Genomic DNA, 26,984 nt, shown 5'->3' on the forward strand with positions numbered 1-26,984 from the left:
CGCCTTTTTGCCCTACAATGATTTTGAATGAACTGGCCATTGGTGCCGTAGTTATGGGATACTTCGACGTGACCCCGGAGGTAGCAGGTGCAACTCCTGCCCGCTGTTGCGGAAGCTCAAGGAGTAGAGCACCGGAAATAGAAACCTGTAGCGACTTATTGCCCAGTGGCCAATCGTTAAAATACTTTTTGCAGTCGGTGCCGTCGTAAATGGTTACTCCGCCGCATACGCAGGATGGTGCCTGCGGACCTTTTACATTATTTGCCTGACTGCAAATTTTACTAAAAATACCGGAAGGTGTCGTTATGATGGGTTACTTCTCTTTAAGAACATATACACTCATCATTATTATTACCCTTCCGTTTTACCTTATCAGGCTACCGGTGCCGTAGTATCGGGTTACTTCGTTCCAAGGCGGAACAGCAGGTTGGATTCCTTGCACCCGAAAGGGTTAGTGTAAATGTTAACACGCCGCAGTAAAGTCCTGGTGCGATTTCTTGCCCGGTCGCCTGTATGGAGGTGTCGTTTTAATGAGTTACTTCTTTTAGGTAGAAACAAACACTCATTATAATTTTTACCCTCCATTTCAATTTTAGCTGAATCTACTATTAGGTTTTATCAATACACTATCAGGTTGATTGCTAAGTTTTTATTTACTTTGAAAACAATCACCTTGAATTCCAGTTATTGATTAACGTAGCGGACGTCCACGATGAAACCGGCCTCCTGGCAGCATTACAGGCCGGCAATCAGGCAGCTTTTAAAGCGCTGTATGAAAAATATCACCATGCGCTGTACCGTAAAACCTTCCAATTACTACATTCCGCTTCCGAAACAGAAGACATTATACAGGAGGCATTTATCACCCTCTGGGAAAAACGCCATGATATTGATACTGCCAGGCCTTTAGGGCCCTGGCTTTTCACGGTTACCTTCAACCGGGCCGTCAACCACCTGAAAAAACAACTGAGAGAAAAAAGTAAGGCAGCCGGCTTACAGCCCATGCCGGACCATGATTTTCTGGAAGTGGAAAAGCAGTGGGAGCTGCTGGAAGCCGCGGTGAGTCAGCTTTCTCCGCAGAAAAGGCGGGTATTTCAGCTGTGCAAAATGGAAGGCCGTACCTATGAGGAAGCCTCGCAGCTGATGGGCATCTCCCGTTACACCGTCAAAGAATATCTGGGGGAGGTGATGCATAACCTGAGGGAGTATGTCCGTAAGCATGTTAGCTACGATACCACCTTACTGGTGCTGCTGCTACTCTCCTGCCTTTAAAATTTTTTCTCTCCCTACCCCCCCTTTTTTTATTACCCGTTGTATATAATAGTTAAAAAGGCACCAAGGCATTTTGAAAAGCGATCAACAAAGATTAAAAGCACTCCTTTCCACTACGCAGCGTACTGCGGAAGACGAGGCATGGCTGCAGTCGTATCTCCAAAATACCGATGCGGCCGAATTGCGGGAGCTGAGCCAGGAACTGTTTGAGCAGCACCTGGAGCAGCATCAGCCTTTGCCTGCTGTTACTACGGCACGTATGTGGGAGCATATCAGGGAGAGAACTGAGCCAGCTAATGCCCCGGTGCGCCGTAACAGCAACATTTACTGGTGGGCAGCGGCGGCGGCGGCAGTGCTTGCAATAACAGCTTATCCCCTCCTGACACGCCAACACAAAAAGCCGGCCGCCATGGCACATATTATACAGCCGGCAGGAAATAAAGCGGTGCTAACGCTGGCGGATGGCTCCAAAGTAACGTTGAGCGATACCGGTAACCAGGTGATTAAAACCGGTAACCTTGCGATAGAACAACATGAGGGAGAACTACAGTATCGCAGCAAACAGGTGGACCCCACCGCATTTAATGTGCTGGAAACTCCCCGTGGCGGCGTATTCCAGGTAACACTTCCGGATGGTACCCACGTTTGGCTCAACGCGGCCTCTTCCCTGAAGTATCCTGTAACGTTTACGGATAAACGTATGGTAACGCTTAACGGTCAGGCCTACTTCGAAATAGCACCGGATGCCAGGCATCCGTTTTTTGTACAGGTAGCCGATATGGAAGTGCAGGTACTCGGAACCAGCTTTGATGTAATGGCCTACAACGATGAGCAGCAGATACACACTACGCTGGTAAGCGGTGCAGTCAGGGTTTTACAGCATAATAATTCCACGTTGCTGCAACCCGGGCAGCAATCCCGTCTGGACCCTGCCACCGGCAACATCAGTGTGCTAGCCGCCAACGTAGATCAGGTGCTGGCCTGGCGCAATGGAAAATTTGAACTCGAAAACACCGACCTGCCTGCTTTCCTGCGGCAGCTTGCCAGATGGTATGATATCGACATCCGCATCAACGCATCCGCCACCGCAGTAGCAGCTAAAAAATTCGGTGGCCAGATTGGTCGCGATATGAACCTGCAGGACGTTATGAAAATACTGGAACTATACGATATACAATGCAGGCTGGAAAACAGAACGCTTACTGTAGTATCCGTCCAATAATATAAGAACAACCAAAATCAATCGTACTGTTTATGAACATGCAATCATTTTTCTAAAACAAATCAACTATAGTCTATAACTAAATTCCATTAGTGTATGAATCCGTACCCTTGCAACGGAGCACCGCAAACTGCGGCGCCCACGGTATTGCCATGCCTGTGCCAGCAATCGATTGCTGAGAAGCAGGGCAGTAAAAAACGATCAAAAATATTCAGGATTATGCGCATCACTTCACTCCTGTTGTTCCTGGGAATGATGAATATCTATGCAAACGGCATTGCCCAGCACATCACCATCAACGCAAAAAATGAACAGCTGAAAACCGTATTGAAAAAAATTGCGAAGCAGGCAGGCGTATACCTCGTGTATGAAGAGAAAGAACTCAGCACCATTGCACCTGTTTCACTGCAGGTAAAAGACGCTTCGCTTGCACAAGCCCTCGACCTCTGCCTCAAAGGCCAGCCGTTGGTGTATAACATCATCGATAAAACCCTGGTGGTAAAAAAGAAGGAGGTGCCGGCTGCTTCCAGCACTCCCATGGTGGCCCCTCCCCAGGAAAAAAATCTTAGAATTCTGGGCCGTGTGCTGGAAGCCAAAGATCCTCCCGGACCATTGGTAGGCGCATCTGTACAGGTAAAAGGCACTACCAAAGGTGCACACTCCGACGCAGATGGCGTATTTGAACTGCATGTACCGAAAGGCAGCACCCTGGTGGTATCTATGGTAGGTTATAAGCCGCAGGAATACGTGGTATACGATGAACAGGTGAACCTGATCTTCTCCCTGAAAGAAGACCTGAAAACACTTGACCAGGTGGTAGTAACGGGCTTTGGCACACAAAAAGTAAAAAATATTGCCAGTTCCGTAGCCACGGTGAATATGGACAATGTGAAAAACAAACCCATTGTGCAATTGTCGCAGGCCCTCCAAGGTGGCGCCACTGGGATACAGGTATCACAAACTACCGGGTTGGTAGGAAGTGATCAGGCTAACATTCGTATCCGTGGGGTGGGCACACTCCTGAATGCCTCCCCACTGGTGCTGGTAGACGGCGTACCTTTCGACATGAACAACCTCGATCCTAATACCGTTGAAAGCATTACCGTACTGAAAGATGCCGCTTCTGCCTCCATGTATGGAGCACGCGCAGCCAACGGTGTGATCATCATCACCACTAAACGTGGAGTTGCCGGTGTGCCTAATATCGAATACAATGGCTACTATGGTATTCAACGGCCGCAGTACATGCCCGACTTCGTAGATGCGGCCACGTGGATGCGCATGAACAACGAGGCCATGAAAAACTCCGGCGGCAACCCGATATATTCCGATTCCATCATTGCAGTAACACAAAGCGGTATTGACCCGGTAAAAAATCCAAATACCAACTGGCCTGACCTTGTATTACGGAAGTCTATTCCCATTCAACAGCACTCCATCCTGGTTTCAGGAGGTAATACGGCTGCACGCTTCTCCCTCGCTATCAACCAAACTTTTCAGCAGGGACACGTAAAAAACTCTGATTATAGTCGCACTACCGTACGCGCTAACACCACGGTGGACCTGATGAAAAACTTTTTCATCTATATGGATTTGTTTGCCAGCCGTAGCCAGCAAAACCAGCCTTATGCCACCAACAGGCTCACCACCGACATCTATCGCCGCATGTACACAGTACCACCTAACATCATTTCTAAATTCCCTACCCGTGCAGATAATCCGGGCTATACCTACTACGGTATTTATGGTGAAAGCTGGAACCCGGTGGCCATGCTGGAAAAAGGTGGTAAGTTGGGCAAAACGAGAGATGAGGCTTTACTCAACATCCGTCCTCAATGGAACATACTGCCGGGTCTGAGCCTGAAAGGACAAGCAAGTTATCGCGTTGCCTCCGGTATCGATAAGGCTGATCAGGAATCCTACATCTTCTTCGATTACTATACCAACCGCACCGCCGGCGTAAACTATCCTACCGTTAAATCGGCCACACTTACAGCAAGAGAGAGCTACCTTTATTTCGGCGGTAACCTGGATTACAACCACGATTTCGGTAAACACAATGTGAACGCTATCGCCGGCTATACACAGGAACTACGCACATACGAATCCTGGAAGGATGTAGCGTTACGCTCCTTTTTTGCCAAAGCATTCTACACCTTCGATGATCGCTATCTCCTGGAAGCAGGACTTCGACGTGATGGCTCCTCCCTTTTTGGCGACGGCAAGAAATGGGGCATTTTCCCCTCTGTTGCTGCAGGCTGGAATATTGATAAAGAAAATTTCTTTAATGTCAATTTCATTGATGCCTGGAAAATACGCAGTTCCTGGGGCATACTGGGTAATAACAACGTAGACCCTTATCTCTACCAAACCACTATCGACGCAGGTAATGGCACCGAAACAGTGATCGGTAATCCGAGTCTGAGCTGGGAAAAGGTAAAAGAGCTGAACGTTGGTACGGACATCCATTTTAAACCAGGCATTAGTATTACTGCTGAGTGGTATGATAAAACAACCACTGACATGATCATTACTCCTCAACCAAATTATACTTCAGGAGTAGGTATCGGATCAGGTAACAATGGAGCACCGATAAACGTAGGAAGCGTAAGAAACCGCGGTGAGGAAATAAAAATTTCCTATCACAAAGTACTAGGCAAAGCGTTTATTTTCGATGCAGGTATTGGCTACAGTAAGAACAAAACCAAAATACTCCGGTTGGTAGGTAACGGCTTACCCATTATCAGCGGTAACACCATCATGTATGAAGGTGGTGCGCTCAAAGAATTCTATGGCTATGCTACCCAGGGATTATTGCAACAGGCAGATATCGATAATCCTAAAGTAATGAAGCTGAACGGCCAGGCCGCGGGGGATGTACATTTCCTTAACGCAAACGGAGATACGATTATCAACAACCTGGACCGTGTGCCACTGGGTAATACAGAGCCTACAGATGTCTTTTTCTTCAACCTGGACCTGAGTTACAAAGGTTTTGATTTCAGAACTTTGTTATCGGGAGAATCCGGAGCTTCCCTGTTCTATTCCGGCAACCTCGCCATACCACTGAATATCGGCGGCGAGAGCGGCACACCACAAAAATCACAGTTGGATTACTGGACGCCTGAGCATACTACTGCTTCCAGACCAAGACTGACACCTACACCAGGTACAAACGCTAACTTCTCTGATTTCTGGCGCGTAAACGGCCGGTTCCTGCGTGTCCGTTACATAGAACTGGGTTACAATCTACCCCAACCAATTGCTAAAAAGATCAGGGCTAAAATGCTGCGTGTATACTTCAATGCGCAAAATGCATTCACTTTCTCAAAAGTTAAACTCTTTGATCCGGAAAGTGGGGGCGACCAAAACACAGTTCCATTGCTGAAAGCATACACTTTTGGTCTTAATCTTAAATTCTAAAATCGGGAACATGAACTATATGAATAAAAATATATTCACCGCCCTGCTGGCATCTTTGCTGCTGTTTGGCTGTTCAAAGGACTACCTTACAAGAGATAATCCGACCGCTACTACCGATGATAAATGGTGGCGGCTGGAATCAGATTTATTCAATTACCTGGAAGTAATTTATAATAACCAAATGTCGCCTGGTGCACTGATAACTTCCTCTTCCTACCAGGCGAACTGCCGCATGCATATGAGTGGTATCACAGATGAATCTGTGTTCCGCGCCAACTTTGGCAGCTGGAATAGTTACCCGCTGGGCGCCGTCACCACTACCGATGGTTATCTATCGGATACCTACCGTCAAAACTATAAGGATATACGAAATGCTTCCCGCATCCTGGAAAACTATTCCCGTGTGTACATGGAAAGCGCCGTGGTAAAGGAGCAACGTGCTGCGGAGGCAAGAGCCCTTCGCGCAAGGGCGCACCTGAATCTCTTCCTGTTTTATGGTCCTGTTCCGATCGTAAACAAGAGCCTGGAGCCCGCTGCCGGCGCATCTGTGCCGCGCAACACTGCTGAAGAAGTGGTAAAATTCATTACGACCGAGCTGGATTCAGCAGCGGAAATTCTGCCCACCACCTATGCTTCCAGTGAGGCCTACAGGATATCAAAAGGAGCCTGCTACGCCATGCAGGTTCAATTGTACCTGAGTATAAAAAATTATCCGAAAGTGATTGAATACGCGAAAAAGCTGATAGGACTAAACGTATATGACCTGCACTATAGCACTACCGCAGGTGTAAACAGTTATGCCCAACTCTTTTCGTATGACGCCTTGGAAAACAAAGAGCGCATTCTTTTCCGCCGTACCGGCAACTCCGGTGCATTCTTCAGGATGGCGCCCAAAAGCTTATCCGGTCAGGCTTGTAATGGTCCTACCGCAGCGATGGTAAACAGTTACGAAACCTTACAGGGTAAAACCCTGGATGAGTTAGGCCCCGATAGCCTGGCAGTTTACTGGAAAAATCCGCTGTATAAAAACAACCGCGATCCCCGCCTGTTTGCCAGCATACTCATTCCTGGTCAAACCTTTGTAAACCGTCTGCTGGATCCATTTACTGCGGGTTCAGTAGATCAGTTAGGGGCCGCACAGTCCACCCAAACCGGTTACTGGGTAAAGAAATACGTAGATCCAAAGGACGTATCCAGAAACAACTCCGGCACACTAAATTTCATGATCACCCGCTACGCAGAAATCCTGCTCAGCTACGTGGAGGCACTTGTAGAATCCGGCGACTGGCAAAATCCGGATGTACTCCTGTACTTAAACAAAATCCGCAACCGCGCCGGTATGCCAAATGTGAATACGGCCGTATACAATACACAGGAAAAAATGCGTGTGTTATATCGCAGGGAACGTAAGGTGGAGCTGGCATTTGAGGGCACCCGCCTGTTTGACATCCGCCGGTGGCAGATTGGCGAAGAAGTGCTGAAAGGGCCTGCCATGGGCGCCATCAATCCAAACACCGGCCAGCCGGTGATAGTGGAAACGCGTGTGTTCGATCCGGGACGCGATTACCTGTGGCCGATCCCGCTTACAGAAATCAACGGCAATCCTGCCATGGTACAGAATCCTAAATGGTAAAACGCATTAATATACAGTACACTTAGGAGTAGCCAGATCGGCCTTTCGACCAGTTTGTTTGTATCCCATGTTTGCGATAGCCGCTTCCGTACCAGGAGCGGCTTTTTTGCTCGCAAAGCAGCAAAAGGGTTTTAAGCTCGCAAAAACTTATTAGGCATTAGGCGCCTTCGGCGCCAGGGCGCGATCTTTTTTGCTCGCAAAGCAGCCAAGCAGGTAAGCAGCAAAGACTTATGTTATGTTGTTTTTAATTGTTTTTAATACCCTCACCGTCACCAGCAATTGCCCTAAATGGCGCGTTGTATGTTCCGCCGCATGAAACAATAACCCCTGCACGGTAGACGGTAGCTGCTTGCGACCCACCCCGCGGAAATCCGTCAGCGTAGCAGGATCTGTAGCCTTCAGCTGTTGCAATGCGGCATCCGTTTGCTGACTGAACTTTTCCACCAGCTCCGCCACGGTGTACGATGGCAACTCTTCCTGCTTCAGCCAGGCCATTTGTTCCTCCGACAACATCCTGCCCTGCGCATAGGTGAAGAGCCGGTCCAGCACACCCGTTAAATGCTTCAGGTGAAAACCCGGCGAGGCATTGCCGGCAGGCTTTTCCCATAGTAGTTCATCCGGAAACCCTTCCATCAGCTGTTGGATTTCCTCCCTGGCCTGCAACAGTGCGTGTGCCACCGGTTGTAATAACGCCGGAACCTGTTCCACAGGCCCTCTCATCCAGTATTCTACTGCCATATATTACCTGTTTCGGAAATTATATAAATCATTCTACAAATTATATAAACAACACGGATTTGCCGCTTCCTATCTTTGGGATGTATTATGAAACGCAGATCCACCATAAAAGCCTTTTCGCTGTTGCTGATTTTCAGCCTGCACCTGTTAACAGGTTTCACCTGCTCCGCCATAATGATGGCACAGAGCAGTAAGCACAGCAGTCACCAGCAGCATTGCTGCTCAGGCGATATGGTGAAGTTCACCCTGCTGGACAAAGCCATCAACGCTTCCCTGGAAGTAGCGGCGGCCCCTGCCTATATGCAGCCGGCAGCAGCAAGCCTTTATAATACCAACTTGGCCGAAGCAACACCGGCCGCTTTACAGCGATATTTAACCAACCATTCCAGAAGCCTTCCCGTCAGGGATATCAGAATAGAAATACAGAGTTTTTTGATTTGATTACAAGCCCCGCAACATTGCGGAAACCTGCCTGCTCTGCCGGAAAGGACAGATAAGGTCCTTCCTGGCAGCCTGGTAGCAGTTTCCACTATCCTATCAATACTTCATTCCAATAAATCATATCAAACTCAAATTACTCCATCATGAAAAAAGTATTTCTCGCCATGGCCGTGCTGTTCCAACTGGGCAGCGCCTATGCACAAAACAAATCCGGTTTGCTCACCCAATACTTCGCCGTTAAGGATGCCCTCGTAAGCGGCAATAGCGCTAATGCCAGCGCAGCAGCTGCCGCCTTCGTTAAGGCCGCAGGTGAAGCCGCTGCCGACAAATCCATCGAAGCCGCCAAAGCCAAACTGGTAGCTGATGCGCAACAAATTGCCACCACGCAGGACCTGGCCAAACAAAGGGAACAGTTCAAACAGCTGTCTGCCGACATGTACTCCCTCGCTAAAACTACCAAACTCTCTGATGCACCAGTGTATCAGCAATATTGCCCGATGAAAAAAGCCAGCTGGCTCTCCGCTAACAAGGACATCAAAAATCCTTATTACGGCAACCAGATGCTCACCTGCGGCAAGGTAGCAGACACCATCGAGTAACATCCACCGCAAACAATTGGCACCCGGCATTAGTTATATCCATAGCAAGCGGATATAACTAACCGGGCGCTGCTACCCTTTGATTTATTTTTATGAAGCACTTTCTTATCTTCTTCCTGCTGCTTGCCACTGCCAGCAGCTTTACATACGCACAGTCACCTAAAACCGTCCGCTATGACCTGTATATCGGCGATACCATGGTGCACTACTCCGGCAAAATGTCGCACGCACTCGCCATCAACGGCACTATTCCCGGCCCCGTGCTGGAATTCACCGAAGGCGATACTGCATTGATTTACGTACATAACACACTCAAAGGTGAAACCTCCATCCACTGGCATGGCGTTATCCTTCCCAACCAGGAAGACGGGGTACCATACCTCACCACCCAGCCTATTAAAGGCGGACAAACACATGTATTTAAATTCCCGGTAGTACAGCATGGTACCTACTGGTATCATAGTCATACCATGTTCCAGGAACAAAGCGGATTGTATGGCTCCCTGATCTTTCATCCCAAACAAAAAAGCGATATCCCTGAAAAAGTATTGTTGCTGAGCGACTGGTCCGACATGCATCCGCACCAGATCAACCGCTATCTGCATACTGCCAACGACTGGTTTGCCATCAAAAAAGGCAGCACACAGAGTTATACTGAAGCCGTAAAGCAAAAGCACTTTGGTACTAAAATCACCAACGAGTGGAAACGTATGACTGCCATGGATGTGAGTGACGTATACTATGAGAAATTCCTGGCCAACGGCCGACTGAGCGATAGTATGCCGGCATTGAAAGGCGGCGATAAAGTAAGACTCCGTATTATCAACGGTAGCTCATCCACCTACTTCTGGATCAATTTTTCCGGCGGCAAACTATCCGTAGTAGCCAACGATGGCGCAGATGTGGTACCGGTGGAAGTGGACCGCCTGCTGGTAGGGGTATCCGAAACATATGATGTGATAGTGACGATTCCGGAAGATATGCGCTACCAGCTGCTGGCTACCGCAGAGGACAGAACCGGCTCCACCAGCCTCTGGCTGGGTAAGGGAATGGACATGCCCATGCAGCCGCTGGGCAAACTGAAATATTTCGAGGGCATGAAAATGATGAACGACATGATGCTCATGAACGGCAACCTCGATACCAGCAACGGTATGCAAATGAGTAATCAGACCATGGACATGAACACCGTTATGTATCCCGAAATGAGTGACGCACCTCAAAGCCACTCCGGGCACAATATGGAGCACATGAATATGACATCTCCCCAGGAAATTGTAACCCTGAACTACGGCATGCTGAAGGCTCCGGAGAAAACTACCCTGCCGAAGGATGCGCCGGTAAAAGAGCTGAAATTTGAATTAACCGGTAACATGAACCGGTATGTTTGGACGGTGAATAACAAAACTGTTTCTGAGTCTGATAAAATCCTGATACGCAAAGGCGAAGTAGTGCGGATGGTGATTTTCAACAATACCATGATGCGCCACCCGATGCACCTGCACGGCCATTTCTTTAGGGTCCTGAATGGCCAGGGCGAATATTCTCCGCTGAAAACCGTGCTGGATATAATGCCAATGGAAGTGGACACCATTGAATTTGCCGCCACGGAAAGCGGGGACTGGTTTTTCCACTGCCATATCCTGTATCACATGATGAGCGGTATGGGCAGGGTGTTCAGCTATGTGGACGGGCCTCCTAACCCGCAGGTGCCGGACCCGGCCTATGCCTGGAAAATGCTGAAAAAAGATGACCGTATGAAATACCTGCAGGCGCAGGTAGGCCTGGAAAGCAATGGTAGCGATGGTGAAATCCGTTTATCAAACACGAGGTACCAGCTGAGTACAGAATGGCGTGTAGGCCTTAACGATAGACATGGTTACGAAAGTGAAAGCCACTTCGGGAGATATTTTGGGAAGATGCAATGGCTGTTTCCATACGTTGGCTGGGATGTGCGTTACCGTAAAATGGATGAACCGGAGAAAAACCTGTTTGGTCAGAAAAACACAAAAGATTTCCGCCAGGTTTTCCACATTGGTTTGCAATATACCCTGCCAATGCTGATTGTAGCCGATGCCTCCCTGGATACAGATGGCCGTGTGCGCGTGCAGTTATCCCGCGAGGACGTGCCTATTTCCCGCCGCTTACGGTTTAATTTCATGGTGAATACCGACTATGAGTATATGGCTGGCTTCAGGTATGTGGTAACGAAAAACTTTGCGTTGAGTACGCATTATGATAGTGACATGGGCTTTGGAGCGGGTATTACTTTAAGCTACTAACCCGGAGGTGCTCTTCCCGGGAGTCCCGGGAAGAGCACCTCTGGGAAAAGAGACAGAAGGTCTCTTTTCCCAGAGGTATTTATTATTTCTTGTTCAGATCCCTGATTTCCGCCAGCAAATCCTCCATTCTTTTCAGCCTCTTGGCTTGTTTCACGAAGTAAATCACAATAACTACTATTGCGACTGCAATCAGGCCGTAAAATAAAAATACATATAGGAATAGACCGAGTCCGTACGTCATGGGAACAGGGGTTTTGGTTAAAACCCTAAATATAGTAATGTAGGGAGATATAAATGCATCACGGCTTTGTACGCCAGTCACGGACTATTGCTACAAGGGCCGTCTGCACGGGGTTCCATCGCTTCGGTGGACGTGAACTGAGGCCTATCCTCTTCTTATCCAGCCCACATCGTATCTTTGCAGGATGGATTATTTCAAAAAGCTCCAGGAATTACTCAAAACAGAGCGGGAAGAAGACCGTAAATCATATCAGGCGCTGACAGAGAGCACTTCTGTGCAGGATCGCAGAGCCGGCGGACTGGCCTGGTACCCCATTGCAATCAGGGGCAGTGAAATGAGCCGCGGCGATTACCTGACCGTAGAAGTAGAACGCACCACCCACCACGATATTCCTCACCAGTTGAGAAGCGGCGTTTCTGCCGTGCTTTTTTCCAATCATGACCGGAGTCGGCACCAGCAGGAAGGCGTGATTGCATGGGTAGGCGATAACCGCCTCAAGATCACCCTCCGCACAGATGAGCTGCCCGAATGGGCTGACGATGGTAAGCTCGGCATCGATCTGTTGTTTGACGACAACAGCTACGATGAAATGCAAAATGCACTGAAGCAGGCCATTGCTCTGGCGGACGATAATAAAGCAGGCCGGCTCGTACGCGTACTTACCGGGCAGGCCACGCCTAACTTCCGTACAGATGTGGCGCCAGTGCATATCCCGAGCCTGAACCATTCACAAAATGAAGCGGTCAATAAAATATTGCAGGCCTGCGATGTGGCGGTGGTACACGGCCCTCCGGGCACCGGTAAAACTACTACACTGGTACAGGCCATCAAGGCATTGATACAACAGGAGCCCCAGCAGGTACTGGTGGTGGCGCCCAGCAACGCTGCAGTTGATTTATTAAGTGAGAAGCTGGCCGAGCAGGGGCTGAATGTATTGCGCGTAGGCAACCCAGCACGTGTATCCGAGCGACTATTATCGCTCACGCTGGAACGCAAGATGCAGGGGCATAGCAGTCTGAAAGAGGTTAGTCGGCTGCGTAAGCAGGCCAATGAGTTTCGCAACATGGCGCATAAATACAAACGCAACTTCGGTAAAGCCGAGCGGGAGCAGCGCAAAGCCTTGTTTGATGAAGCCCGGAAAATCATTAAGGAAGTAGAGAATATTGAGCAGTATGTGATTGAGGATGTGGTGGCCAAAGCGCAGGTGATTACAGCTACGCCGGTGGGCAGCAATCATTATACGGTGAAAAATTTAAAGTATCGCACGGTGATCATTGATGAGGCAGGGCAGGCGCTGGAGCCGGCCTGCTGGATTCCGATCCTGAAAGGAGAAAAGGTGATCCTTGCCGGCGACCATTGTCAGCTCCCGCCAACTATTAAGTCCAATGAAGCGGCGGCGGCAGGCCTGGCCACCACACTGCTGGAAAAGGTGGTAGCGCTGTATCCTGAAGCAGTGGTGCTGCTGGAAGAGCAATACCGGATGCACGCCACGATTATGGGATATTCTTCCAACGTATTTTATAACGACCGACTGCGGGCGCACGCCTCTGTGGCGGCGCACCTGCTGTACGACAACGATACGCCGCTGGCATTCATCGACACTGCGGGCTGCGGCTTCGATGAAAAAACGGATGGCACCAGCACTACCAATCCTGAAGAGGCGGCATTTCTGTTCCGTCACCTGGAGATCATGACCAACGCGCTGGCGCCCCATTATACGCCGGAAAATTTCCCGACGGTAGCCATTATATCTCCCTACAGGCAACAGATAGAGGTACTCAAGGAGCAGCTGGCCCATTACCCGGCATTACAGCCTTACAAGGGGCGTATTACCATTAACACGATCGATAGCTTCCAGGGGCAGGAGCGGGATATGGTGTACATCAGCATGACCCGCAGTAACACGGAAAACAAGATTGGCTTCCTGTCCGACATCCGCCGGATGAACGTGGCGATGACCCGTGCACGAAAGAAACTGGTGATCATTGGCGATAGCGGGACGTTGTCGCAACTGCCTTTCTACGCTGATTTTATCGCCTATGCGGAGGCGCAAAACAGCTACCAGAGCGCCTGGGAGTATGCAGAGTAAGCTAACGCTCTCATTATCACTAAAATAAATTTGGCAGAATGAAAGTTCTGTGTATCTTTGCGGTCCTGAAACACAAAATCAGTTGCCCAGATGGCGAAATTGGTAGACGCACTGTGTTCAGGTCGCAGCGCTCGCAAGGGTGTGCTGGTTCGAATCCAGTTCTGGGCACTAGAAAGGTTGTAAGTATTTGACTTACAACCTTTTTTATTTGTGTCAATGTCGTTTTTTGTCCGGTTTCTTCCACTTTCTTCCACTATTCACGACACAAAATTGACACACGACATGACACACGTTCTTACTCTCCAAAATCACTGCCTGCTTACATACTGGCAGTTTGTCAACACGGCACTTGTGTTACAAAAAATTTCTTTCTTCCACTTTCTTCCCATTTCGTTCGCTTTTGAAAATGGGCTGCAATCCTTGCTGGTACGGCATGCTATTGGTGCCAATGGTTGTACTTTCAAAATCATTGGTGTATGAATTTCCTGAAGCGTAAAAACACTAAAGGGGATAAAACGTATTATTATTACGACTTTGGCCGTGCTAAGGGGCAACGACCGGCCACTGGCATTTTCGTGTATACGAAGCCGAAAGACCAGACACAGAAGAACCATAACAAACAGGCATTGGCTTTATTGGAGGTCAAAAAGAGCCAGGTTATTATTGAGCAACAGTCAATCGGCACCGCGTTTATACCTGCGCATAAGTTCAAAGAGAACTTTCTCGATTATTACCAAGAGTATGTAAATAACAATAGACGCGACGGTAACAGGCATTTGGAAAGTAGCCTGAAACAATTCAGGCTATTTGTTGGGGTTACTTTTATTTCACCAGCAGATATAACAGAAAATACCTGTAAGGCTTTTCGTAGATTCTTGTTAGATAAATATACAGGAGAAACGCCCTCCGATTATTATACCCGGTTTAAATGGGTATTGGCGGCTGCTACTGCTGATGGCTATTTCCGAATAAACCCCTCCGAAAAGGTAGCTGCCAGATCGAACCCCAGTATCAGACTAAAAGAACACCTGGAAGTCCCGGAGTATCTGGAACTGCTTAATACACCATGCACCAACGAAGAAGTGAAAAATGCCTTTATTTTTTGCTGCTATACCGGCTTGCGTTGGGTGGATGTGAAGCGGCTACAGATAAACCAGATTAGCGGAACCAAACTAACCACACGTATTATTCAGGCTAAAACAGGCTTGCCTGTTACACTAACCTTGCACCCCATTGCACGTATGATAGTGGAGAAAAGGAGGTTTTCAACAACGGGCCTGCTGTTTCGCTTACCAACAGCGGATGGGGCTAATAAAGTACTGGAAAGATGGATTAGCGCGACAGGGATAGGCAAATACATTACATGGTCCTGCGCCCGCCTGAGCTTTGCGATACTGTTGAAAGATAAACTGGTGGACGATCCCACGATTGCTTATTTGATGGGGCATAGTACCACGAAGCAGGTTCAGAAAACATATAAAAGGCATAGGCCGGCAGATCAGCAAAACTCTATTGAGCAGTTACCAACACCGGAGTTGTTGCCTTATTTTTTAACGCTGTGAGCACATCCCCGCCCTTCATTATCCCGTAGCGACCAGCAATTCACTGTGGAGGCCGGAGTAACGTGTTTGGAAAAAAATACTACCCTGTGCTATAGCTGGGTTTAGTAGTTTAGTGGATCAAAAAGATAAAAAGTCCGGCGGTGAAGTGATGGTGAGGGTGGAGATTTTTTTCCAGTACACCCGAAGGGCAAGCCGGCGCGCAGCAGAGGCGCAGCGTTACGTAGGCTCGGAACAGTGAATTATTTTTGTGGAGGGGAGAATGAAGGGCCTATAAATGTTCTTCAACTTTTTTGTAAAAGGAAGATACAGACAAGCCAAAATATTTGCACAAAGCTGAAATCGTACTAACGGTTGGGTTAGCCTTAGCTGTTTCAATTCTGCCTACATGGATATTGGTGTCGTTATAAACCTCTTCCTGGCTGACATCCTTAGCCTCTCTTAAATCCTTCAGGACAGCAGCGATACCTTTTAATAGCTTGTTATCTCTTATTTGTGTTGCCATCTGTACAAGATGGAGATAAATAATTTTTTGATTAATGACGAATATGTCAGTATTTTATCTATATTCGTATCATGAGAAAGAAATTATCATTCACCTAAATAACTCTGCTTATGGCGATGATTTGAGTATTATTGTGATTATTAATATTTTTGCGATTCTTCAAATAAAGATATTTTGAAGCATTTCGCTTTTTACCTTGCTATAGAAACGTAGGAAATTTCAGAACACAAGGTGATAAGTGTAAAGGCTCATGCCGAAAAGGCGTGGGCCAACTTATCTGTGTTCGGGCTTCCTACGGCCTCTATAGCGGAGAGTTGGTTCTGCGCCTTTTTTGTTGTTACACCTTCAACCAGCTCTCCCCCCACTATCTTACTCCTTTACATTTTCCGGTTGAAAAACGGGCCGGAATGCTCATGTGTAATCGTTCACCTCAAAGATTATATTTATGAAAAATCCAACTAAGGCAAATGCCTCTCCGCAACGGCAAAACGAGTGCATTCAATCCGCCAACGCTGATTGGCTCAAAGAAGACTTTATGGGCATATTGGCCCACGAACTGAAAGGTCAACTGGCCGGGATCACCCAGGCATTAGAGGCAATAGAGTGTCATCAATTGCCAGATGGGGCCATTGCCAGCGATGCAGCGGAATACTTTGACTTTGTTAAAGCAATTACAAATAATGCCCTGAACGTCTATGACAATATGTTAGGAATGGTACAACCTGGGGCTGTAACCATTAAAAAATTAGTAGAAATTGCGCCATTCCTTCATAAATGTGTTGCACCATTTATGATTAATAAAACGATTACCGGTGTGGATCTTTCCGTTAGAATCCACATCATGCCCGGAACAAAAATAAAAACAGATGCCATCAAAATACAGCAGATAATCAGCAATCTTCTGCACAACGCTTTTAAATATTGCGGTAGCGGCACTACAATTTATTTTTATGCCCATGTCAAGAACGGGGCTCTAAAATTCTATCTTACCACCTTTGGTTCGACTATCCCACGAGAAAAATGCAAAATAATATTTGAACCATACCAGTCCTTGGATAAAGGGAAGGCAGGGGTAGGCCTGGGGTTACATATATGCAAAAAGTACTCGGAATTGCTAGGAGGCAGGATTTACGTTTTAAGCAAAAACGGCATTACAAAGTTTAATGTTTCCCTTCCGATAACCACCAAAACCAATTAGAAACATGCCTAAGAATTTGTTGAATGACCTTCAAAAGTTGTTAGCCTCGGCGCCTGTCTTACTTCGGGATAGGATATGTAAAGAATGCGATTGGAGTGTATCCACCTATTACAGAAAGTCAAAACCATTGGGCTATTTTAAAAATAAATCATCTCTTCCTGCCAGTATAAGCAACGCGGAAAAGGAAATGATTAAGCGAGCAGCTAAGGAAATTAAGGACGCTTTAAATCGTGACCTTGATAAGATTTTGAAATAGTATTTAGCTTAACCACCCTCAATCTGGCTCACTTTTGCGCCATTTTGAGGGTTATTTTTTGGCTATTTCCTGTTACTGGGCCGCGAGTTCCGAGCGGCCTTTATTTCTAAAGTGGCCGACTCCGGAGGATGCTTTCAAGTTCATTGTGTAACAATGATACAACTTGCTACGGCCGCAGCTAGGCCGTCTAAACAATATCGAGCAAAAACCAAGATAGAAGAATTAGGCTGAGAAAACGTAAATTACATAATACTAAACCTCAAAAAAATGATACGTGTTTATTGCGATAGCAATATTTATCGGATGGTCAAGCCTACTTCCAAGCAATTTAACCAAACTGTTTATGATCATCTTGAAAGAATAAGAAAGAATGCAATTTTTGCCTGTTCTGATGCGCACCTTGATGACCTAAACAAGTCTCCTGAGCATTTCAGGCTTGAGGACTTAGAATTAATGGGATCATATACAAACGATTTCTATTTCGAGTATAACCAGTTAAATAAAAAAACCGAATTCTACTTAACAAACCCTGTTGCTGCATACAACAGTAAAGATTTTAATTTATATAATAGTTCCCTGGAAAACCCATTCGACCTTAGAAATATTCTTGGACAATTCAAGGACAATCCAGACTTAGAGATGATCCTGCCACTAATAGAAGGCTTTCTTCAATTACCAATCAGTTCATTCGGACATTATTTGCCCCAATCAGATTTAGACGAACGAACACAAAAAATGATTGAGCATATGGTTCCGGGATACAATCCGGGAATGACAGTGGAAGAGTTCTATGACAGCTTTCGGCCATACACAAAATCATTTCTTCATGAAACAGCAGAAATGGATCTAATTAAAAAGACCACTGCGGAAAGCATGAACAAGGATGATTTTAGCTTCGCTAAATGGGGTATGGATTTCAATGAACAATTTGCCAAAACACCATTAAAAAAAACCTTTATTGAGGCTCTTGATTTGTTGACAGTTGGTGACCAAAAAAAGGATTTATGGTTAAATTTTCAATATGCTTATGGTCTAATAGACGTTTTTAACATTGCCGACGAGAGAGCAGGGGGGAAGAGAAAACGCAATTCGTTTTTAAGCCTTAGTAAAGACTGTTCCCATGCTTTTAACGCAATGTCTTGTGATTATTTTGTAACAAATGATAAAGGACTATTAGTTAAATCCCACATATTATATAATTTGTTTGGCCATCAATCCACGGAAATTGTTTCTGTGGACGAATTAAATAAGCTGAGTATAAATACTGATAATCAGATATCATTCTTGAATTTGATAGAGGATTTAAAGAAATTGAACACACCCCTTGATGTGGAAGATGAGAACTATTATTTTTTCAATTTAGAAAATAGCTTTATTCACTTTTTTGACGTAGTTGCAAAAGAAAAAATAGAGATAGACTCATTCATTTTACAAAATGGTAAAGATTCTGGAAGGAACTTTATTTATAAGGAGATTCAATTTATTGCTAATAAAATTGTAACTGCGTTGGGTAATGATTATGAAGGAAATGGACTTGTCACAACCGGGGATATCGAAAATAGCGATTTAGATAAGCTTCTGCGTTGTTGGCACTTTCGGAGTTATATTATTGGAATGGTTTGCGATAAAAGTACACTAACTTTCCAATTAAGAATAGTATTTGCGCAAGCGGAACCTGAACTTGCTCGCCTGGTTTAATTACTCGTAGAACTTAGCAAAGTAAAATGGATGCTGCACTTAATATGCAAAATCAAAGTTATCTATATTATTAAATTATTTGTCCGGTTCCTCATTTTCCGATGATCGCATTCCTTTATTATCATCCTTAATTCGATCAATTGTCAAGAACATATGATATACCTGTCCAAATGAAAATATATTAGTAACAATATAAGGTACAATAAACAAGGCCCAATAAAAAGGGAAGATTAGGAGAATACAAGCTAAAAAATTAATAATAGGATAAATATTTTTTGAGCAGGTGAACTTATCAAAAACTGATAAGTTCAAATTATAAGCAATATTTATAAATATACTATTGGTCAAAGAAATAATTTGTAATACTAACCCAAATGCAAAGATAGCACTTAACTTTTGAAATAGGCTACAGTTTTCATGTTCAAGTTTTTTGGTCATCTCTTTAATCATAGACGAATTTCCAAACCCAATTATTAAGGCATAGCCCCCTAAAGAAAATCCTAACAAATTTGGTAAAATTGACAGGGTAAGTTGTAGAAGGAAGGACAATATTTCATAATAAGATTTTGGAGAATAATAGAAAAGGGCAGCTGAAAAAATGGTACCTATAACAGAAAGCTGAAACGGGAGTTTCTTGCGAAACTTATCCCAAGATTGGATTCGCAAAATCCCTTTAAGTCCAGGCTTATGGCTTGCCTTTAAAATTGAATATAAATCCCTATCATTATTCATTCCTGTATTCATTTAAGATATCTCTGGCGATTGAGTCCGACTCTTCAAATGCATCCAAATAAGTAGTAACAAATTCTTCAGGATACTCCTCTGTTCTCAATAATTGTTTTTTGTTTTGATTATCTACAATTTTTGCTTCTACCGAGCCATTACTTTTAGCAAGTAATAACGCACCGCCAATCACTTCACTAGTAACATTTATATTTCTATTATGATCAGCTTTTGCTTCAATGGTTAACTTTCCAATTCCAGCACCTTTTAGCAATTCGTCCATGAATTCTTCTGCCCCTTCTACAATATCATCATTGGTATATGATATCTCAATCTTCAACTTTTCTATCGAATTGGCATTCAGGATTTCTTCAAAAACGTTATTTGCTTGTTGAACTATTACATCAACATATTCGCCTTCCATAATAATTTCTTGAAGAGCATCTGTTAAAAAAGCTAACACACTAGGAACGGTAACTTCGACTTTTTTTACGATTGCAAAACGGTGAGCGCTGGGAACAAAAACATAATCGGTTTCCTTTAGATTTGGAAAACGATTTGCAGGTATGGCAACCTCCTCTATTTCTAAGTTATCCAAATTAATCCAATCTTTGTTATCGATCTTGGTAAATTTTGAAATTTTTCCGGTAAAAAATTCTTTCCCTTCGTTTACTTTTAGAAACTGGGTCCTCAATATCATTTCTTTGTCATGAGGAACTGGCTTCATTATTTTCTTTCTAAATAACTCAATAAACATATTTTTGTAGGCTTCTGTGCCTGAACGTAAGTTGGATCTCAACTTAATGTTAAAAACATAATATTTAACCCGTTTGGGCTTTTTTCTTTGAGTTCTTCTTTCCATCAAAATTTTTTTTTTGTAAAAATGCTAGACAAATAGGTCAGCATGTCAATATAAACGGGTGATCAGGTATCAATAAAAGGGTGGTTAAAATTCCTAGATAATGGTTGATAAAATGAAAATACAAAAAAAAATGTAGTTTTATATTATCGGACGATTACGTCACTTCATTGACACAAATACCTCACAACTCATTCCACCTTAACTAGATAAGAATCCAGTTCTGGGCACTAGAAAGGTTGTAAGTAATAAACTTACAACCTTTTTTATTTTCTGTTAGTCTAAAGTTCCCCCGCTATTTTTATAATCTTCCGTTTTATTTATAGCATTTCATGCCTCTCCATTTTGATACAGTATTAACATCGGAGAAGTAGGGCGATGAAATCTTTACTTCCAGCATGTCATCATTTTTGACGGCTATCTCTTCGCCAATTTTACCGTCGATTCCCCTGCAAACTATTGCTCGTCATTTAAATCAGCAATCATGAATAAATACTGAACAGTCTCCTGAATTATTAAAAAGGCTGCCAGGAATATTAAAGCGCATAATTATATTAATAATATTTACATATTAATATTCACTACGTAAGTAGTATCAATCCATCAAGATAAGAATATAACCTACATTGCAATAAATCAATTATTTAACATAAAATTATCCCGACACTTAAATTATATTATAAAAATAAATATATAATATATCCACGGCACAATACAGCGATTTTATACTAAAAACTCAATAATTAAATGAATTAAATAAATTATTCTTCTAATTTTATACTTAAGTACAACGATCGATCAACCAAAATGGTACTTAAGTACATTAATTCATTTTTTAATTACTTTTTTATGAAATCTGCCATACTTTTTATCACCCTAAGTACCCTTTCTCTTATTGTAAAAGCCGAAGACGACCCTCCAAAGAGCAAAAAGAAAAAAAGAAACTACCTTATCGAACTTCCGGCTTCTTTAAATACGGACAGTGTTGTAGCAACCGGTACCAGCACTCCTGCTGTCGATCTTCCTTTTAAACCATCCATCCAGGTGGGAGCTATCGTCCATATGTTCGCGTCAGGCGAACAAACGGGCTACAGCAACCCTTCGGCCGATAAAAGTGCCAAAGACTGGAATAAAGGATTTTCACTCTACCGGGCAAGAGTACTCGTAGGCGGCCAGCTAACAAAGAAAGCCAGCTTCTTCCTGGAAACTGAAATTCCGTCGCCTATAGGTATTCAATCTAATGGAGAAAAAAATGTAAAAGTTTCTCCAATCATTCTGGATGCTCAACTGGAATATACCTTTTCCAACGCCTTCCAACTCATCGCCGGTATGCAACTCGTGTCGAATAACCGTAACGGACTGCAAGGCGCCGCAGGATTAATGGCCAACGACTTCAGCTACTTCCAGTACCCTTACAACCTGTTTTCCAATAGTCCTTTACAAGGCAACTTCGGAAGAGACCTCGGAATCAACGCCCGCGGATTTCTCGCTAACGATAAACTGGAATACAGACTAGGCGTCTTCACCGGCAGAAACATCGATGGCGGAGCACCACTTCGCACCGTAGGCCGACTCGCCTACAACTTCCTCGATGCGGAAAAAGATTTCTACTACGCAGGAACAAAACTGGGCAAAGGCAAAACCCTCGCATGGGCTGCAGGCTTTGATGCACAAGCTAACTACATCAACTACAGCACAGATGTGTTCTTCGATTACCCCCTGGGTAACGCCGGCTCCATCACCGCAAACGCTGCATTCCAATACCTCTCCGGCGGCACTGACCTTTCATCCAAATACTCATTCGCCACTTTAATACCTAAACAAACTATCCAGTTCCTGGAATTAGGCTATTACTTCAAAAAAGTAAAACTCCAGCCCTGGATCAGATACGAAAATCAGGCCATCAGCGCTGAAGCTGAACAAACAGGCGGTATTAAAACAGCTTCTTTCGATAAGGTCAACTCCAGCAGTGTAATGGGTGGAGGCTTAAACTATTTCTTTAACGGCACTGGCACTAACCTCCGCCTCTCCTACACTACCAGGACCTATAATGTACCAACAGCAGCAGACGACTATACGAAAAAGACTTTCGGACAAATATGGCTACAGGCTCAGTTCTTCATCTTCTAATCATCACTTTATTCCTTATCATAAATTATTGGACTCATGACATCCGCTTTCTTCAAAAATCTATCACTCTTTGCACTCACTGCTGCTATTGGCTTCTCTTCATGTAATCAAGGCGCCTCCAAATCAGCCAGCACCGATTCTACCGCTACCAGCAAAGAAACCGTAAAAATTGGAGTACTACATTCACTTTCTGGTACGATGGCCATCTCTGAAGTATCTCTAAAAGATGCGGTTCAAATGGCGGTAGATGAAATCAATGCTAAAGGTGGCGTACTCGGTAAACAAATTGAACCAGTAATCGTTGATCCGGCTTCGGACTGGGACCTCTTCGCTGAAAAAGCAAAAGAACTGCTGATAGACAAAAAAGTATCTGCTGTTTTTGGCTGCTGGACCAGCGTTTCAAGAAAATCAGTGCTCCCCGTTTTCGAACAAAACAATGGTCTGCTTTTCTACCCTGTGCAATATGAAGGGGAAGAATGCTCTAACAGCGTTATCTATACCGGCGCTACCCCCAACCAACAACTCATCCCGGCTGCTGAATACCTGATGAGCGAAAAAGGTGGTGGTTACAAAAAATTCTACCTGCTGGGAACGGACTACGTATTCCCTCGCACAGCCAACAAAATTTTGAAAGCTTACCTGCTGTCTAAAGGAATTCCTAAAGAAAATATCATCGAAGAATATACCCCCTTCCACCATCAGGACTACCAGACTATCATCTCCAAAATCAAGCGTTTTGCTGCAGATGGTAAAGCCTGCATCCTTTCTACTATCAACGGCGACTCCAATGTTCCTTTCTATAAAGAGTTTGCCAACCAGGGACTATCTGCAGCCACCTGCCCCATCATGGCTTTTTCTGTAGCGGAAGACGAACTGCGGTCAATGGATACTGAATTCCTCGTGGGCCACCTGGCAGCATGGAACTACTTCCAGTCAAATGACCTGCCTGAAAACAAAAAATTCGTTGACGACTTCAAAGCTTTCTGCGCGAAAAAAGGTTTGCCTGGCGGCGACAAAAGAGTTACCGACGACCCAATCTGCTGGGCATACACCGGCGTTTATCTCTGGGCTAAAGCTGCTGAAAAAGCAGGTTCGTTTGATGTATCCAAAGTCCGTAATGCACTCTACAGCCTCGAATTCAACTCCCCCGACGGCCTTGTAAAAATGGATGCCCGCAATCACCACCTGGCAAAACCTGTTGTGATCGGAGAAATAAAACCTGATGGACAATTCGATATACTCTGGAAATCTGAAGGACTCGTTGATCCGCAACCCTGGTCGCCACTCACCAGTCCTGATAAAGATTGCGATTGGGTAAATCATAACGGTACCTACGCAAAAAAATAATACGAGTGATCCAATAACACTAGCATGGCTTTTTCCAAACTTTGAAACCAAGTCTGTATGAAAAATTCTTTAAAATTCGGATGGATACTATTACTGCTACTTGTTGCCATGGCTTCCAGGGCACAAGATAGTAGCTCCCTCTATGTTGCTCAGTTACTACATCCGCAATCCGACAGTGTGCGCACCCACGCCATTGGCAGATTGGTAGCCCTTCGCATACCTGCTACCTTCCCCCTGTTAATGGCTATTAATGATAAAAAGCTGTATTTGCTGGATAACCAGGCAATAACAATTGATGGCAAACCATCCGATGAAGAAAAATACAGACTTCACCGTGTTTATCCCGATACCAGACCATTACATAACAGCAGCGGTGATCCGCTGCTGTTATCCCTCTCACAGCTGAAAACTGTGGACATTCCAAGGGCAGACAGACTACTGCTGCTACCAATCGCCCCGCTCTTTAATCTCTACAGCCCAGATGCCCAAAAAAGAATACAGGCATACGGGCAACTTACCGACCTCCAGGATCCGCAAGTGCAAAAGATTTTAGCAGATGTAGTCAGCAAAGAAACAGACTACAATGCACTTCGCATCGGAAAAGAATCACTCTACGCAATTCAGTTACATACCGCCAAAAACGAAGCAACAGCGAAAGCATATATAGACAGCATCGCCCGGAACTGGAGCGACAATGCCTCTGCATTACTCACAGCTTATGGCTCCGGAAAAGCATTCAATACCAACACGGCTAATTACGCCATCGAAAAAGCAAAACAACTCGAAAGTAAATACGACAACCTGCAACGCATTCAAAACCTTTTTAGTGGCCTTAGCTTAGGCAGCATCTTAATCCTGATAGCACTGGGCCTTTCTATCGTATACGGCCTGGCAGGCGTTATTAATATGGCCCATGGAGAGTTTATGATGATAGGCGCTTATACCACCTATTGCATCCAAATGTTGTTCAGCCGTGGGTATGGCGACTGGTTCTTCATCATCTCACTCCCCCTTTCCTTTATCGTTGCCGGACTAATGGGCCTCATACTAGAACGACTCGTAATAAGACATCTTTACAGCAAACCATTAGAAAGCCTGTTGGCAACATGGGGCATCAGCTTAATACTGGTGCAAACAGCCAGATTAATTTTTGGGGATCTTACTGCTGTTAAAACCCCACAGCTGTTAGCCGGCGGATGGCAGGCTGCCCCTCACCTTACACTTCCTTATAACAGGATCTTTATCATAGCACTTACTGCGGTAATGGTACTGCTCACTTACCTGATGTTATTCAAAACAAAATTAGGATTACAAATCCGCGCAGTTACGCAAAACAGGCAAATGAGCGCCTGCCTGGGCGTGGAAACGCGTCGTATAGCCGCTGTTACTTTCTTTATAGGCTCAGGTTTGGCCGGACTCGCCGGCTGTGCTATCACCCTGATTGGCAACGTAGTGCCGGATATGGGACAAACCTACATTGTAGATTCCTTCCTGGTAGTGGTAACAGGCGGAGTAGGAAAACTTGCCGGAACAATAGTATCCGGACTAGGCATCGGATTTTTCACTAAAATTTCCGAGGCATTTTTCCAGGCTGTATATGGGAAAGTATTCATACTGCTGTTCATTATGCTGTTTATGCAGTATAAACCTAAAGGACTGTTTCCAGATAAAGGACGTATTGCTGAAGAATAAAAAATCAGAAAAATGAAAACTAATAACAGCTCTCTTTACTATATACTATTCATCGCCATTTTTGCGATTCTATTGCCTGCCGGACATCTTTCAGGCTTCCTTTCCATCAATACTATTTCAATATGGGGCAGATACTTTTGTTTTGCGATCGCCGCTTTAGGAATAGACTTAATCTGGGGATACACCGGCATTCTCTCCATGTGCCAGGCCTTCTTCTTTTGCCTGGGCAGCTATGGTATTGCCATGCACCTGGTGTTGCAAAAAACTGCCTTACCGGATTTTATGGTGTGGAATAAGATCACAACACTCCCCTTCTTCTGGCAACCATTTAATTCGTTTAGTCTCACCGTGATACTCTGTATGCTGATTCCAGCTGCCCTTGCATTCCTGATAGGATTTGTATTATTTAAAAGCAGGATAAAAGGTGTATACATGGCTATCATCACACAGGCGCTAACGTTAGCCATGTGGCTAATTTTTCTTAGGAATGAAACCAATCTTGGTGGCACCAATGGGTTAACTGATTTTAAAACCTTACTGGGTTTTGATCTGGCTAACACCCAGGTAAAACTGGCGTTATATTTCATTTCCTTCACGGTGCTTTGCCTTGCCTATATGGCCTGTCATCGTATTACCAGGTCTAAATTCGGAAAAGTATTGCAAGCCATCAGAGACAGTGAATCCAGAGTTAGTTATACCGCGTATCACACAGTGAATTTCAAACTTGCCGTATTCGTAGTGGCTGCGCTGTTAGCTGCAGTTGGCGGCATGCTCTATTTACCTCAAACAGGCATTATCACTCCTGGCAGGATGGATGTTAAAGCATCTGTAGAAATGGTCATGTGGGTGGCCTTAGGAGGTAGAGGCAATCTAAAAGGCGCGGTGATTGGCGCATTGCTGGTTAACTTCCTGTATAGTGTTTGTACCAGCTGGTTCCCGGATTCCTGGCTATTTATCCTCGGCTTCCTCTTCGTGATTACAGTTTTATATTTCGACAAAGGGCTGATAGGATTAGTAACAACATTACGGGCACGAATTGGCAACCTGTATTTAAAAACCGCACAAACCACCAATTAA

General features: G+C 44.9%; 20 protein-coding genes and 1 tRNA gene. 16 read left to right on the forward strand and 5 right to left on the reverse strand.

Translation table 11 applies throughout. The features are described 5' to 3' along the window. The first annotated feature begins 687 nt into the window (after positions 1-687). From BUB18_RS11980 to BUB18_RS11995, 4 genes are all read left to right on the forward strand, one after another. Positions 688-1,272, forward strand: a complete 585-nt coding sequence (locus tag BUB18_RS11980) for an RNA polymerase sigma factor (RefSeq protein WP_178372127.1) — start codon at positions 688-690, stop codon at positions 1,270-1,272. 73 nt (positions 1,273-1,345) lie between these two features. Further along, the gene (locus tag BUB18_RS11985) at positions 1,346-2,494 is read left to right on the forward strand and encodes a FecR family protein (protein ID WP_073081040.1); all 1,149 of its coding nucleotides are present in this window, start codon (positions 1,346-1,348) and stop codon (positions 2,492-2,494) included. A 219-nt stretch (positions 2,495-2,713) separates the two neighbouring features. Next, positions 2,714-5,917 carry a TonB-dependent receptor gene (locus BUB18_RS11990; protein ID WP_178372128.1) on the forward strand — a complete coding sequence of 1,068 codons (3,204 nt, stop codon included), beginning with the start codon at positions 2,714-2,716 and terminating at the stop codon, positions 5,915-5,917. A gap of 10 nt (positions 5,918-5,927) precedes the next feature. Beyond that, positions 5,928-7,550 (forward strand): RagB/SusD family nutrient uptake outer membrane protein, encoded by a 1,623-nt coding sequence (locus BUB18_RS11995; RefSeq protein WP_073081043.1) that lies wholly within the window; start codon positions 5,928-5,930, stop codon positions 7,548-7,550. 228 nt (positions 7,551-7,778) lie between these two features. Here the strand turns inward: BUB18_RS11995 and BUB18_RS12000 are convergent, their stop codons facing one another. Next, complete coding sequence (locus tag BUB18_RS12000; RefSeq protein WP_073081044.1) at positions 7,779-8,288, reverse strand: DinB family protein; 510 nt, start codon at positions 8,286-8,288, stop codon at positions 7,779-7,781. A gap of 87 nt (positions 8,289-8,375) precedes the next feature. Here BUB18_RS12000 and BUB18_RS12005 point away from each other — a divergent pair, with 87 nt between their 5' ends. The 3 genes from BUB18_RS12005 (at position 8,376) to BUB18_RS12015 (ending at position 11,610) form a co-directional block, all read left to right on the forward strand. Then, the gene (locus BUB18_RS12005) at positions 8,376-8,729 is read left to right on the forward strand and encodes a hypothetical protein (RefSeq protein WP_073081046.1); all 354 of its coding nucleotides are present in this window, start codon (positions 8,376-8,378) and stop codon (positions 8,727-8,729) included. Between the two features lie 143 nt (positions 8,730-8,872). Beyond that, positions 8,873-9,328 carry a DUF3347 domain-containing protein gene (locus BUB18_RS12010; protein WP_073081048.1) on the forward strand — a complete coding sequence of 152 codons (456 nt, stop codon included), beginning with the start codon at positions 8,873-8,875 and terminating at the stop codon, positions 9,326-9,328. 92 nt (positions 9,329-9,420) lie between these two features. Next, a complete protein-coding gene (locus BUB18_RS12015; protein WP_073081050.1) occupies positions 9,421-11,610 on the forward strand; it encodes a multicopper oxidase domain-containing protein in 2,190 nt (729 codons plus the stop codon). A gap of 82 nt (positions 11,611-11,692) precedes the next feature. On the opposite strand, the gene BUB18_RS29650 is transcribed toward BUB18_RS12015, so the two are convergent. Beyond that, complete coding sequence (locus tag BUB18_RS29650; RefSeq protein WP_178372129.1) at positions 11,693-11,851, reverse strand: hypothetical protein; 159 nt, start codon at positions 11,849-11,851, stop codon at positions 11,693-11,695. A 184-nt stretch (positions 11,852-12,035) separates the two neighbouring features. Here BUB18_RS29650 and BUB18_RS12020 point away from each other — a divergent pair, with 184 nt between their 5' ends. The 3 genes from BUB18_RS12020 (at position 12,036) to BUB18_RS12035 (ending at position 15,502) form a co-directional block, all read left to right on the forward strand. Next, complete coding sequence (locus BUB18_RS12020) at positions 12,036-13,940, forward strand: AAA domain-containing protein (protein ID WP_073081052.1); 1,905 nt, start codon at positions 12,036-12,038, stop codon at positions 13,938-13,940. Between the two features lie 84 nt (positions 13,941-14,024). Next, positions 14,025-14,108 (forward strand) — tRNA-Leu (locus tag BUB18_RS12025). A 308-nt stretch (positions 14,109-14,416) separates the two neighbouring features. Then, entirely contained in the window at positions 14,417-15,502 is a 1,086-nt protein-coding gene (locus BUB18_RS12035) for a site-specific integrase (RefSeq protein WP_073081056.1), read from the forward strand. Positions 15,503-15,770: 268 nt separating this feature from the next. Here BUB18_RS12035 and BUB18_RS12040 read toward each other — a convergent pair whose 3' ends face one another. Next, a complete protein-coding gene (locus tag BUB18_RS12040; RefSeq protein ID WP_073081057.1) occupies positions 15,771-16,004 on the reverse strand; it encodes a helix-turn-helix domain-containing protein in 234 nt (77 codons plus the stop codon). Between the two features lie 445 nt (positions 16,005-16,449). On the opposite strand from BUB18_RS12040, the gene BUB18_RS12045 reads away from it, so the two are divergent. Further along, the gene (locus BUB18_RS12045) at positions 16,450-17,202 is read left to right on the forward strand and encodes a sensor histidine kinase (RefSeq protein WP_073081059.1); all 753 of its coding nucleotides are present in this window, start codon (positions 16,450-16,452) and stop codon (positions 17,200-17,202) included. 523 nt (positions 17,203-17,725) lie between these two features. Next, on the forward strand, positions 17,726-19,156 hold the full coding sequence (locus BUB18_RS12055; RefSeq protein ID WP_073081063.1) for a hypothetical protein: 1,431 nt from the start codon (positions 17,726-17,728) through the stop codon (positions 19,154-19,156). A 75-nt stretch (positions 19,157-19,231) separates the two neighbouring features. Here BUB18_RS12055 and BUB18_RS12060 read toward each other — a convergent pair whose 3' ends face one another. Together BUB18_RS12060 and BUB18_RS12065 are read right to left on the reverse strand one after the other, a co-directional pair. Further along, entirely contained in the window at positions 19,232-19,888 is a 657-nt protein-coding gene (locus BUB18_RS12060; RefSeq protein WP_073081065.1) for a hypothetical protein, read from the reverse strand. Further along, positions 19,881-20,741, reverse strand: coding sequence for a DUF4747 family protein (locus tag BUB18_RS12065; protein WP_073081067.1), 861 nt, complete (start codon positions 20,739-20,741; stop codon positions 19,881-19,883). Before BUB18_RS12065 ends, BUB18_RS12060 begins: the two co-directional genes overlap by 8 nt. Positions 20,742-21,587: 846 nt before the next feature. Here BUB18_RS12065 and BUB18_RS12070 point away from each other — a divergent pair. Genes BUB18_RS12070 through urtC form a run of 4 tightly spaced genes read left to right on the forward strand, consistent with a single transcriptional unit; the run spans position 21,588 to position 26,984 of the window. Next, positions 21,588-22,868, forward strand: a complete 1,281-nt coding sequence (locus tag BUB18_RS12070) for a porin family protein (protein ID WP_143159918.1) — start codon at positions 21,588-21,590, stop codon at positions 22,866-22,868. 36 nt (positions 22,869-22,904) lie between these two features. Further along, positions 22,905-24,215, forward strand: a complete 1,311-nt coding sequence (gene urtA / locus BUB18_RS12075) for an urea ABC transporter substrate-binding protein (protein ID WP_073081070.1) — start codon at positions 22,905-22,907, stop codon at positions 24,213-24,215. Positions 24,216-24,272: 57 nt separating this feature from the next. Further along, positions 24,273-25,907 (forward strand): urea ABC transporter permease subunit UrtB, encoded by a 1,635-nt coding sequence (urtB, locus tag BUB18_RS28985; RefSeq protein WP_218588035.1) that lies wholly within the window; start codon positions 24,273-24,275, stop codon positions 25,905-25,907. Between the two features lie 12 nt (positions 25,908-25,919). Further along, positions 25,920-26,984 (forward strand): urea ABC transporter permease subunit UrtC, encoded by a 1,065-nt coding sequence (urtC, locus tag BUB18_RS12085; RefSeq protein WP_073081072.1) that lies wholly within the window; start codon positions 25,920-25,922, stop codon positions 26,982-26,984.

The sequence above is a fragment of the Chitinophaga jiangningensis genome, from assembly GCF_900142605.1.
Taxonomy (GTDB): domain Bacteria; phylum Bacteroidota; class Bacteroidia; order Chitinophagales; family Chitinophagaceae; genus Chitinophaga; species Chitinophaga jiangningensis.